Raw genomic sequence first — 12919 nt, forward strand, 5'->3', positions numbered from 1 at the left:
AGCCCAGATAAAACTTGGCTTACCTTACTCACATTAACCGTCAGCTTGCGATAACAATTCCAAGCTTGATAGCACTAAATGAATCTAAGTCGCAGCACTAAAACTAAAGTGCAAAAGTGGCAATAGTCTTTTGAATACCCACAACATCCGTGCCACGCTTGAGTTCTTTGACTAAAGGTTCGCTCTGGCCTGAGATCCAAATTTTAAGCTCGGCATCCATATCAAAATGCCCTGTCGTTTCCACTTCAAAATGGGTAATGGATTTATAAGGTATTGAATGGTAAGTAACCTTCTTGCCTGTAAGTCCCTGCTTATCAATTAAGATCAGGCGTTTATTGGTGAAAATAAACAAATCACGGATCACTTTGTAGGCGAGTTTTAATTCTTCTTGAATGCCCATGATAGGCCTTAATTCCTCGGCTAATTCCTGTAAATCAACCTCAGCAGCATTACCGAGTAAACCGTCTAACAATCCCATTTTAACATCCCTTATTATTGATATTATTTTCAATAAGATATCTGCTCATTACCGCATGTGCAATATAAGGCTTTGATGAAAATATGAGAGTGACGCTGGTGAGGGCAACATCAATGAGAGGTAAGCTGTTGTAGGCGCGCGGATGCAAGCTGAATAGGTACTAGGAGCATTGCACTCGGGCAATGCTCCTAATGACAAATGTTAAAGGTGCTTCTGGCCTCGCACTTGACGGTTTTCGCCGACCACCATCATTTCGCATTTAGGGCAGTCGAATACCAACTTGAGCACATCATTGCCGATTTCAAGCACCATAGGATCGGCCTTGATCCCTGGCACTTCTTTCGGACACAGATTGAAGTTAAAGCGTAGGCAATGCTTAGTGATCATCAATGGCACATCTTCGGTAACGCCATTTTTCTCATAGGTATCTTGAATTTCAATCACGCCATGGCGTTGATAAAAATCCTTGGCCTTTTCGTTGGCAACATTACCTAAGTAACTCAAATGCTTGACGGGATAGACTGCATCTTGATTATGCTTCCACGGCAGTGGACGCACATAGCCTTGCACACGAGCAGCCTCTAGAGCGGCCACACCATCACGGCGCAGACCATTGAGCACAGATGCAGGCAAGAACCAAGCTTGGGCCGTATCGATACTAATGCTACGGGCAACAAAGTCGGTACTGCCGAGCTTACCCAGCTGAGTGCGAGTATTTTGTAAGGTCTTATCGACATCTGTCGCAGGCGTCTTCTCGACCACTAAATTAACTGTGGCTGTAATGCCATAGATATCGGTCAATGTCAGTGCGAGTCCGTCTTGGGTATCGCTCAACCGTAAATCGACGCCGATAATCCGTTTAGAAGATTCTTTAGATAACAGGGCTTCGAAGGCTTGGTTATGGTTACGGTACAAAGTCATGCCGACTTTTAAATCCTTTGGCACCTGCAATATATGCAGTTTTAACCCTTCAGCGCGGTTAACCCGCAGACCTTGCAGCTTGTCATCGGATTGTTTGGCCATAGCAAAATTCGCAGGGAAAAATGCTAAGCCATCGCCGTTATTAAACTCATGGCTAGAGCTCACTTGGATAAAGTCTTTACCTAGACTGGCCACTTTACCGACTTCTTCGCCTATGTATTTGGGCGAGCGGAAATCTTTAATCCCTTGGCTACGTTCGTTAACAAAGTAATCTGTACTGCCACGGTTAAAGGTCTTTTCAGGATCAGGGGTAAAACTATGTTCGCAGCGGCCGTGGGATGAAGCCTTAAACTCAGGGCGACGCGCCATAATCGCATCCAGCTTTTGGCGATAATGCGCGGTGACGTTTTTAACGTAACTTAAATCCTTTAAGCGACCTTCAATCTTAAACGAGCGAATGCCCGCATCGATTAGCGCCTCAAGGTTTTCGGTTTGGTTATTGTCTTTTAAAGACAATAAATGTTCGTTCTGCGCTAACACATCACCTTGACGTGTTTTAAGATTGCCCGGCAGGCGGCACATTTGCGAGCATTCACCGCGGTTAGCACTGCGGTTACTAAAGGAATGACTCAAATTACACAAACCACTGTAAGCCACGCACAAAGCACCGTGGATAAAGAATTCGAGCTGCATATTAGTATGCGCGGCGACATCACGGATTTGGCTTAAGCCCAATTCACGGGCAAGCACCACCTGAGAAAAACCAACTTGCTCTAAAAACGCCACTTTTTCTGGACTGCGGTTATCCATTTGGGTACTGGCATGCAGGGCAATCGGCGGCAAATTGAGCTGCAATACACCCATGTCCTGCACAATCAGCGCGTCAGCACCCGCTTCGTACAATTGCCAAATGAGTTTTTCGGCGTCGGCCAGTTCGTTATCCATCAAAATGGTATTGAGGGCGACGAATACCTGAGCATGGTATTGATGAGCATAAGTACACAGGCGCGCGATATCTTCAACACTGTTACCCGCCGTTGCCCGCGCACCAAATGCAGGACCACCTATATATACCGCATCGGCACCATGGCGTATGGCTTCAATACCGTAGTCAGCATTTTTTGCAGGCGCCAATAACTCAAGACGGTTATGGACGTGAGAAAGATTCTCGGGAGTGTATATCTCTGGCTGGCTCATGGCTTCACAGACTCAAAATGATCATTAACGAAAAGGACGGGAGTATAACAAAAACTCAAATACAGCTCTATCAGCAAATCATCAACTAACGCGCTTTCCTTCTGTTCGAGCGGGTGGTTACAACAGGCAATCTTTAGGCCACGCACTTGCGCCCTCAAGCCGAGCAGAGTATCTTTGCCCCGCATTGACCAATAGGCACTATAATGACTGATTTTATTTACCAACCACCTACAACTCCTTGGCTCGACATTCTTTATCAAGATAAAGACATTATCGTCATCAACAAACCTTCAGGATTGTTGTCTGTGCCCGGTCGCGACCCCGCCCATTACGACAGTGTCTATGCTCGAGTAAAAGCTGAGCATCCCCATTGCCAAATCGTCCATCGCCTCGATATGGCGACCTCAGGCGTGATCGTTGTCGCCCTTATTCGTAGCGCCGAGCGGGAATTAAAACGTCAGTTCCACGATAGAGAAACCAGTAAGACCTATTATGCAAGGGTCGCAGGCCATTTCAAAAATGACACTGGCAGCGTTGATTATCCACTGATCTGCGACTGGCCAAATCGCCCTAAACAGAAAGTCGATCATCTTGTTGGCAAACCGTCTTTGACTCACTACCAAGTAATGAGCCGCGCCAAACGCTCAACGCTGGTTAAACTGATGCCAATCACAGGCCGCTCACACCAATTACGGGTGCATATGATGGCGCTAGGACATCCGATTTTAGGCGATGGTTTTTATGCCGACTCACTGGCAAAATCCTTAGCGCCTCGACTATTACTACATGCAGCAGAGCTCACCATCAAACATCCCTACTCGGGTGTCAGTATGACTTTTAGCGCAAAAGTCCCTTTTTGTGAGCCTTTGGGCGAACAATGATCACTAAAATCAAATAATACGGGCAAAATCGGTAGCAATTCCCCATAAAAAAACGTAACTTTATGACAATTCACTACGTTATAGAGAGTTTATTTATGGATACCGCATTTCAGCGCGATCAACTCGATAATCATATCCTCGAAGCCCTAATGCAGGATGCCCGCACACCCTTTGCCGAACTCGCTAAACGCTTTAGCGTGAGCGCCGGCACTATCCATGTTCGGGTAGAAAAAATGAAGCAAGCGGGGATCATTACAGGTGCGCAGATCACGGTAAACCCTAAAGCCTTAGGCTATGACGTTTGCTGTTTTATCGGTATCAACCTTAAAAGTGCTGGCGATTACCCCGCAGCTATCGCCAAACTCAACGCTCTCGAAGAAGTCGTCGAAGCCTATTACACCACAGGCAACTACAGTATTTTCGTCAAGGTCATGTGCCAATCCATCGACGGCTTGCAACACGTGCTCATCAATCGCATCCAATCTATCGATGAAATCCAGTCGACGGAAACCTTGATCAGCCTACAAAACCCAATCGTCAGAGCGGTTAAACCTTAAACAGGAAAAACAGCAAACACCTACAAACAACATAACAAATACCAAAGTGTGATTAACATCTTTTTTACCGCAAAAGTGTTAACCATACGATACTTTTGTGTTACAACTTCATTGCTACCGCCAAAGAGCGCAGCAGAAACTATAACAATTCAGCTACAGGCACGTTTAATAAAGTGCTGAAAGCATTAATTGACAAGGAAGAAGTTGTGAAGACAAAACTATCGATCGCTATCTCCGCTGCACTACTCTCAAGCGCAGCTATTGCTAACAGTGAATTTACATTTAAACCTTACTCTCCAGAAATAAGCGCGCATGATAAATATACTAAACCGCAAACATCAGCCACTAACCTCGATGCTCCACAACGTTTTATTGTTGAGATGGAATCTCCTGCACTAGCTAAGTATAGAGGCGGCATCGGCAACTTCGCAGCAACAGCTTTAAATTCGAAAAAAGAAAAACTAGATATTCAATCTACTAATGTCAAAAGCTATTCAAGTCACCTAGCTAAAGAGCAAAACGCTTTTGCTAGCAATTTAGCTAAAATTGCGCCAAATGCAAAAGTGGAACGTCATTTCCAAACACTTTTTAACGGTATAACAGTTGTTGGCCAAGGACTAAGTGTTGAAAAAATAGCCAAAATGCCTGGAGTGAAAGCAGTATACCCAGAGGCTATATATGAAACTAACATGGATGCATCACACCAAGTGATTAATACCCCAGCTATGTGGGAAGCCGTTTCCGGCATGGCTAATGCGGGCAAAGGAATGAAAGTTGCTATTATTGATGGCGGCATTCGTCCGGAAAACCCCATGTTTACCGATGCAGGCTTCACAGCACCCAGCGGTAGTCGACCATCGGATGACTACTGCTCGACTGTCGATGTTTCATTCTGTAACAACAAGCTGATCGTTGCGCGTTGGTCACAGCCAACATCACCTGTGTGTCCTAATGAATACATGAGTCCACTTAGCTATGGTGGTCACGGAACTCACGTTGCAGGTACCGCTGTCGGTAACAAGATATCAACTACTTATAAAGATATTCCCGTTCAACTATCTGGTGTAGCACCAGCAGCTTACCTTATGGTCTACAAGGCTCTTTACAGTAAGCCTGATTGCACAGGCGGAACCGGCTCTAACATCATGTTAATGGAAGCCTTAGAGCATGCTGTTAATGATGGTGCAGATGTAATCAACAACTCATGGGGGGGGAGTGCTGGTAGTGATCCAGCTAGCAGCCCATACAAAACCATGTTTGAAGCTGCAGAAGCTGCGGGGGTTGTTGTAGTTAGCGCTGCCGGTAACGATGGTAATGGTCCTCAAACTATCGGCTGCCCTGCTTGTATTGAATCAGGAATAACTGTTGCTAACACTACAACAGGGCGTTTTTTCGCTAATAGCTTTAATACCGGTGGTGATGATTTACTTGCTATCCCAAGTTCTGATGCAGTGCTTTCAGAAGATATTACCGCTCCAGTGATTGCGGCCGTTAATTTAGATGCTGAAAATGCCAATGGTTGTGATGCCTTTGCTGCGGATTCGTTCAAAGATGGCATTGCATTGATTTCTCGCGGAACATGTAACTTCTCATTAAAAGCCACAAACGCAAAAGCTGCAGGCGCTAAAGCCCTTGTAGTTTATAACAATGCGGCAGGTGCACCAACGACTATGTCTATGCCTGGTGAACCATTCCCTGCTGTCATGATTACGAAAGATGCAGGTTTAGCCGTAATTGAAGCCATGGGAGATGCTGCAACAACAGGTACGATAGTTGCAAAAACTAAACGTATCATGGTTTCTGAACTTGCTGATAACCTAAATAGCACCAGTTCACGCGGTCCTGATGGCAACCAAAATATTCTTAAACCGGATATTGCAGCACCTGGTACCAACATTCTGTCAGCTTTTTCTCCTGATGATGGTGGTGAAGACTTTAATATGATCTCTGGCACCAGTATGGCAAGCCCGCACGTAGCAGGTGCTGCAGCTATGATGCGTCAATTACATCCAGATTGGTCTGCAAACGATATTAAAACTGCTTTAACATCAACAGCTAAATTTGATGATATTTTAGATGATGATGCAACAACACCAGCCACACCATTTGGTATGGGTGCTGGACGCATGGATTTAGATGCTGCAGCCAAAGCTATATTAACGTTCGACAAACCATCCATCGCATCAGACTCTTGTGTTGGTCCATGTACTTTCACTCGAACGGTATATAACAAGAGTGACGCAAAAACATCTTGGAACTTATCAACTTCATCCGATAGTACAGGTATAACAGTATCACCTTCTAGCTTAGAACTTGCCGCAGGAGCCTCTGCCACGTTTACTGTAACCGTTGACTCAACTTTCGCAGAATATGGTGAGTGGATTTTTGGTAATGTAATGATAAGCAGCACCGAAGGACTGCAAGATGCTCACTTACCTTTGGCTGTGTTAGCTAAAGAGTCAAGTGATGCCTCACTGATTTCGACTATGAGCAAGAAAACCGAACTTAACGCAACCGATGCGATTCCAATATCAGTTGTGATTAACAATAACTCATTTGACAGTACAGTGACTATTACAGCGCAAGCACCAGAAGGCACGAAACTAACATCGAAAGATGATGTAAAAGTTAGCTTAGCTGGCGCGACGCAAAATGGTTTACAAATCAACGAAGATATAGGCAACATTACTTGGGTTGGGTCACTTAATCTTCCTAAAATGACGACAACTAAGGGCTCAGCTGGTTTCCCAAGCATAGTGAGTCTAGGGGTCAAACCAATTACTTGTCCAGAAGGTTGTGATGAACAAGCGTTCACCTTTACTGTGCCTAGCTTTAAATACAATGGGGTTAGCTATTCCAGCATCACTATGTCTGACAATGGTCTAGCGATTGTTGGAGGTGGAAGTGCAAGTGGTACATTTGCGAACAAAAAGCTACCTGATGGCAGCAACCCAAATAACATTTTAGCGCCCTTCTGGTCAGATTTTGATTTATCAGATAAATCTGCTGGCGATACTGGAGGTGGTGACTTAGCCGTTGGTGTATTCACAGATGATGATGGAGTTAAATGGTTAGCTTTAGAGTGGAATAAAGGCCAACTCTATGGTGATACATCAAATACACCTTATACGTTTAGCATTTGGATTAAGACAGGTAATACTGAAGAGGTTGTATTCAATTACATAAATATTCCAAATATGCCTTCAAACGTCACTATCGGCGCTGAAAATATAGGCGGAACAATTGGAACAACTTACCACTTTAATGGTGAAGGTGATTCGGTTGTAACAGGTAATACATTGACGCTGAAAAACACAACGGCAGGTAATGTTACTATCGACTATCTGGCTAAAGCGACAGAATTCTCCTTTGGCACTGGCGATATGGCAGAAGCTACAGAAGAAACCTCAATAGAAATTGATTTGCTCGCAAATGATATCAATCCAGATCAAAAAGTTGCTCGCGCATCAATCACAGGCAATGGCATAACCGCCAATGCACAACGTGTTTTGGATATTGCTCCTGTAGGTACATTGTCTAAAGCAACTGTAGTAGACGCACCTGCCAATGGTGCTGTCACTATCAGTGAAGCTGGCATTGCGACTTATCAGCCTAAGAAAGACTTCTTTGGCACCGATAGCTTCACTTACAGCGTCGAAGATGCCGATGGCAACGTATCAAAAGCGACTAAAGTGACTGTGACAGTTGCTAATGTCAATGATGCACCAACTGTCGCCCCAACAGGAGAAACCTTGCCTACAGGCCAAAAAATCACCGTCATGTCAAATGCTAAAGATGTCGATGGCGATGCACTCACCTATATTTGGACACAGACATCAGGTCCTACAGTGACTTTTGATCCTGCAGCAAAAAATATTAGCTTTACCCCAAAAGAGCAGGGAACCTATACATTTACTGTTATTGCGAATGATGGCACATTAAACAGTAATACTGGTGAAGTGACTGCGGTTGCTGCACCAAATAAAAATACAGACAATGGAGGAGGTTCACTCGGTTGGTTAACCGCCTTATTGTTACCACTTGCGGCAATGCGTCGTCGTATGAAGTAACGAGTTGTTGACAGTAAAAAGGGAGCCTTAATGGCTCCCTTTTTCTATTACGCTCTAAAGAAATATGTCTAGGAACGCAGGCCTATTCCGCGCGAGACTAAGTAATACGCTAAGGTCCAAAGTGCGACACAGAAACCGATCATAATGGCGATGGATAATGGCACGCTGATATCGGCAAAGCCTAAAAAGCCGTAGCGGAACACGTTGATCATATAGACCACAGGGTTAAGTGCCGACACGCCTTGCCAAAATGGGGGCAAGAGTGACAGGGAATAAAATACGCCGCCAAGGTAAGTTAATGGGGTAAGCACAAAGGTGGGGATGATACTGATATCGTCGAAGCTTTTGGCAAAAACAGCGTTAATTAAGCCACCCAATGAGAATAGCACTGAGGTTAAAAATACCGTCATCACCACTAAACCTGCGTGATGTAAGCTAATGTCGACAAAGAACATGGCCACTAACGTCACTATCAGGCCAACACACAAACCGCGCGCCACGCCGCCGCCTACGTAGCCAGCAATCAGCACATAATGGGGCACAGGTGCCACCATCAGCTCTTCTAAATTACGTTGAAACTTGGCACTGTAAAATGAGCTAGCAACATTCGAGTAAGAGTTAGTGATCACCGACATCATGATCAAACCAGGGGCGATAAACTCCATATAAGATACGCCGCCCATTTCTCCAATCCGGCTGCCGACTAAGTTACCAAAAATCAAAAAATACAAGGTCATGGTAATCGCTGGCGGGACTAAGGTCTGGATCCAAATTCGCGTAAAACGATTGATCTCTTTACTTAAAATACTTTTAAAGGCAATAAAGTAGAGCTGATTCATGCTGAGGCTCCCTGAGTTTTCTTCACGAGTTCGACGAAGAGTTCTTCTAACCGATTAGACTTGTTACGCATCGATAGCACTTCAATATTAGCTGCGCTCAATTGGCTAAAAACATCGTTAAGATTATGCTCTTTCGCTACATCCACCTCTAAGGTATGAGAGTCGGTTAAGCGACAAGCCATGCCATCGAGCACGGGGGCCGTTTCAGTATCGCGACGAAGATCGAGAATAAACGTCTCCATATTCAGCTTACTCAGCAACGCCTTCATGCTAGTGCATTCCACTAAAATACCTTTATCAATAATGCCGATATTACGGCAAAGCATTTCCGCTTCTTCAAGGTAATGAGTGGTCAGGATGATCGTCACGCCCTGCTGGTTTATTTGTTTGAGAAACTCCCACATAGAGCGGCGCAGTTCAATATCCACACCTGCGGTAGGTTCATCTAAAATCAATAATTTAGGTTCGTGCATCAGCGCGCGCGCAATCATTAACCGTCGCTTCATGCCGCCGGATAATTCCCGCGAAGGGCTATTGCGCTTTTCCCACAGATCCAGTTGACTTAAGTATTTTTTGGCACGCTCAAGGGCGATAGGTTTTGGCACACCATAGTAACCCGCTTGATTCACCACAATTTGCAGCACGGTTTCAAACTGGTTGAAGTTAAACTCTTGTGGCACTAAACCAATGCAGAGTTTGGCGTGTTCTAGCTGCTTATCGATATCATAATCAAAGACTTTGACCGTACCTGAACTCTTCTGCACTAAGGAGCTAATAATACCAATCGTGGTGGATTTACCAGCACCATTGGGGCCGAGCAAGGCAAAGAAATCCCCTTGATTGACGGTAAGGCTGATGCCTTTAACCGCTTCTACGCCGCCTTTATAGGTTTTTTTAAGCCCTTCGAGTACTAGAGCATGGGTAATATTCGCCATATTTGTACCGATCCTTACACATTAGAAAGTAATAAGATGGTGCTAAAAAACACAATTACAATGATGGGTTGCAGAACTAAAGCAAAAAAATAGCTAATTGATTGAAAAAAAATCTTTAATGATTCTATCATTTATATTTTTTATATAGCCGCAAAAAGCAAAACTCCCGCCTGCTGCGGGAGTTTTAAACTGTATCGGACACTTAATCGAGTGGTACGACTTTGGCGATATAAGGTAGATTGCGATACTGCTCGGCATAATCAATACCATAACCTACGATAAACTCATCAGGGATAGTAAAACCGATAAAATCGACCTTCACATCCACTTCACGACGCTCAGGTTTATCCAACAGGGTGCACAGTGCAAGACTCTTAGGCTCCCGCAGTAACAACATCTCGCGCACTTTGCTTAAGGTGTTACCTGAGTCAATCAAGTCTTCCACAATCAGCACATCGCGACCGGCGATATCTGATTGCACATCTTTCAGCACTTTCACATCCCGTGAGCTGGTCATAGTATTGCCATAACTGGAAACCGACATAAAATCGATTTCAACATGGCCTTTAATGCGGCGACACAGGTCTGCCATAAAGACCACTGAGCCTTTTAACAAGCCGACCATCAGCAGACGTTCACTGTGGGCATAATGGGCATTGATTAGCTCTGCCATTTGATCCAATTTCTGGCTTATCTCTTCTGCAGAGATCATCACTTCGGTGGTGTGTTTCATATAAGTCTCAATTGTCGAGGTCGCGGTTAGACTGTTTGTCATAACCCCAGCGACTCGTTAATGCATGGTCAACGCCCAAATGATCGAGAATTCGAGCGACCATGAAGTCTACCAGATCTTCAACCGATTTGGGATTGTGATAAAAGCCGGGTGCGGCGGGCATAATGGTCGCGCCGAGGCGAGAAAGGCTTAACATATGCTCTAAGTGTATGGCACTAAAAGGAGTTTCCCTCGGTACTAGGATAAGCTGACCGCGCTCTTTAATCACCACATCGGCGGCGCGTTCGAGTAAATTATTACTCATTCCGGTAGCAACTGCCGCTAACGTCCCCGTTGAGCAAGGACAAATCACCATTTGTTTAGGTGCAGCGCTACCCGATGCAGGCGGTGAAAACCACTCATCTTTGCCTAATACCACTAGCTCGCCAGCAATAATCACGCCTTTTTCGTGCAGCAAAGCCAACAGCTGGGCATGGGCTTTGTCACTGTTGGCGCTTAACTGTAAGCCGTGTTCCGTCGCCAATACCACTCGAGCGGCACTGGAGATCATCAAAAACACTTGATAACCCGATACCAACAGACACTCGAGTAGCTTAAGTCCATAGGGAGCACCAGAGGCGCCCGTCCAAGCTAAGCTAATCGCCTTAGTCGACTTTGCGTAGGCCATCTTAGCTAACCTGCTCTACAGTTGAAGCCTGTTCTAATGCGGCCAGCAGCTTCTTATGTAACCCACCAAAACCACCGTTACTCATCACCACTATGGTGTCGCCTGCTTTGGCGGTTGCTGCGACTTTGGCGACCACATCATCAATTTGATGTAACACAGTCACAGGGATCACCGCCGCTTCCATAGCTTCTTTCATATTCCAGTCAATGGTATCGGCTTGATATAAAAAGGCTTCGTCGGCTTGCATCATAGAAAAAGCTAAGGTGTCTTTATGGACACCGCTCTTCATGGTATTTGAGCGCGGCTCGAGTACCACAGTAATTTTGCTCTGCCCAACCTTAGCCCGCATACCTTTTAACGTGGTCGCAATGGCCGTTGGATGGTGAGCAAAATCGTCATATACGCTCACACCGTTAACGGTTCCGAGTAATTCGAGTCGACGCTTAGGTGGCATAAACTTAGCTAAAGCTTCAATTGCAGCACTCGGCTTAACGCCCACGTGGCGTGCGGCAGCAATAGCCATTATGGCGTTTTCAATATTATGTTGACCAATCAAATCCCATTCGAGAATGCCTTGAGACTCACCATCAAAAAACACTTCAAAGCGATGGCAATCATCACTTAACGCTTTGCCATACCAACCGCTGGTCGATTCGGCTAAATGATAGGTTTCTTGCTCACTCCAACAACCCATATCAATCGTTTGCTTAACAGCATGGGAATCGGCGGGCCAAATGATCTTGCCTTCACCTGGAACGGTGCGAACTAAGTGGTTAAACTGTTTTTGAATCGCAGCCAGATCGGCAAAAATATCGGCATGATCAAACTCAAGATTGTTGATCACTAAGGTACGCGGATGATAATGCACGAATTTCGAACGTTTATCGAAAAAGGCACTGTCGTATTCGTCGGCCTCAACGACAAAGAAAGCGGTCTTGCCTAAACGTGCCGACACACCAAAGTTTTGCGGTACGCCACCGATTAAGAACCCAGGCTCATAACCACAATCATCTAAAATCCAGGCTAACATGCTAGATGTCGAGGTTTTACCGTGAGTGCCAGACACTGCCAGCACCCAACGCTCAGGCAAAATATGATCGGCTAAAAACTGCGGGCCAGAAGTATAAGGGATGCCAATGTTCAACACGGCTTCCACACAAGGATTACCCCGGCTCATGGCATTACCAATGACAACTAAGTCAGGATAGTGCCCTGCTTCACCCAGCTGGCTAGGGTCAAAACCTTGAATAAGCTCAATGCCTTGGTCCTCTAGTTGCGTGCTCATAGGAGGATAGACATTGGCATCCGAGCCCGTCACTCTGTGCCCTTTTGCCCTAGCCAATAACGCTAGACCACCCATGAAGGTTCCACAAATTCCTAAAATATGTACGTGCATACCGCTCGCTCTGATGTGTTGAATTCACCGCCATTCTAATCCATCGAGCGACAGATTGGCAGGTAACAATCAGGGAAAAGCAATGCAATCGCAAATGACAGTTTTTAAATCCGTGGATTTCACATTCAAGTTGCAGCACTGAGATTTTTAGATAACAGGTCAACTAACACAAGGCCGAAAACTGTCGCAATGCAGGGTACTATACCCAAACAACCTGAAGATGCAGGATTCAGCGGGAGTTTAAC

10 protein-coding genes are annotated in these 12919 nt (G+C 45.2%); 3 read left to right on the forward strand and 7 right to left on the reverse strand.

Going from position 1 to position 12919, the window contains the following annotated elements; translation table 11 throughout:
• Positions 1–103 precede the first annotated feature (103 nt).
• Positions 104–478 (reverse strand): PH domain-containing protein, encoded by a 375-nt coding sequence (locus L5M17_RS03725; RefSeq protein WP_105250128.1) that lies wholly within the window; start codon positions 476–478, stop codon positions 104–106.
• Between the two features lie 201 nt (positions 479–679).
• On the reverse strand, positions 680–2596 hold the full coding sequence (locus tag L5M17_RS03730; protein ID WP_263145303.1) for a peptidase U32 family protein: 1917 nt from the start codon (positions 2594–2596) through the stop codon (positions 680–682).
• Positions 2597–2799: 203 nt separating this feature from the next.
• On the opposite strand from L5M17_RS03730, the gene rluA reads away from it, so the two are divergent.
• From rluA to L5M17_RS03745, 3 genes are all read left to right on the forward strand, one after another.
• Positions 2800–3477, forward strand: coding sequence for a bifunctional tRNA pseudouridine(32) synthase/23S rRNA pseudouridine(746) synthase RluA (gene rluA / locus L5M17_RS03735; RefSeq protein WP_105250130.1), 678 nt, complete (start codon positions 2800–2802; stop codon positions 3475–3477).
• 95 nt (positions 3478–3572) lie between these two features.
• Positions 3573–4034 (forward strand): transcriptional regulator AsnC, encoded by a 462-nt coding sequence (gene asnC / locus L5M17_RS03740; protein WP_006080290.1) that lies wholly within the window; start codon positions 3573–3575, stop codon positions 4032–4034.
• A gap of 206 nt (positions 4035–4240) precedes the next feature.
• Positions 4241–8104 carry a S8 family serine peptidase gene (locus L5M17_RS03745; protein WP_263145306.1) on the forward strand — a complete coding sequence of 1288 codons (3864 nt, stop codon included), beginning with the start codon at positions 4241–4243 and terminating at the stop codon, positions 8102–8104.
• A 68-nt stretch (positions 8105–8172) separates the two neighbouring features.
• Here the strand turns inward: L5M17_RS03745 and L5M17_RS03750 are convergent, their stop codons facing one another.
• From L5M17_RS03750 to mpl, 5 genes are all read right to left on the reverse strand, one after another.
• Entirely contained in the window at positions 8173–8943 is a 771-nt protein-coding gene (locus L5M17_RS03750; RefSeq protein WP_006080287.1) for an ABC transporter permease, read from the reverse strand.
• Positions 8940–9878: an ABC transporter ATP-binding protein gene (locus L5M17_RS03755; protein WP_028761727.1), complete on the reverse strand. Its 939-nt coding sequence runs from the start codon at positions 9876–9878 to the stop codon at positions 8940–8942. The genes L5M17_RS03750 and L5M17_RS03755 overlap by 4 nt, the downstream gene beginning before the upstream one ends.
• A 202-nt stretch (positions 9879–10080) precedes the next feature.
• On the reverse strand, positions 10081–10611 hold the full coding sequence (gene hpt, locus L5M17_RS03760; protein ID WP_028761726.1) for a hypoxanthine phosphoribosyltransferase: 531 nt from the start codon (positions 10609–10611) through the stop codon (positions 10081–10083).
• A gap of 7 nt (positions 10612–10618) precedes the next feature.
• Positions 10619–11278, reverse strand: coding sequence for a flavin prenyltransferase UbiX (locus L5M17_RS03765; RefSeq protein ID WP_028761725.1), 660 nt, complete (start codon positions 11276–11278; stop codon positions 10619–10621).
• Position 11279: 1 nt separating this feature from the next.
• Positions 11280–12674 carry a UDP-N-acetylmuramate:L-alanyl-gamma-D-glutamyl-meso-diaminopimelate ligase gene (gene mpl, locus L5M17_RS03770; RefSeq protein WP_263145309.1) on the reverse strand — a complete coding sequence of 465 codons (1395 nt, stop codon included), beginning with the start codon at positions 12672–12674 and terminating at the stop codon, positions 11280–11282.
• Positions 12675–12919 lie beyond the last annotated feature (245 nt).

This window comes from Shewanella sp. SW24 (assembly GCF_025653395.1).
Lineage (GTDB): Bacteria > Pseudomonadota > Gammaproteobacteria > Enterobacterales > Shewanellaceae > Shewanella > Shewanella oncorhynchi.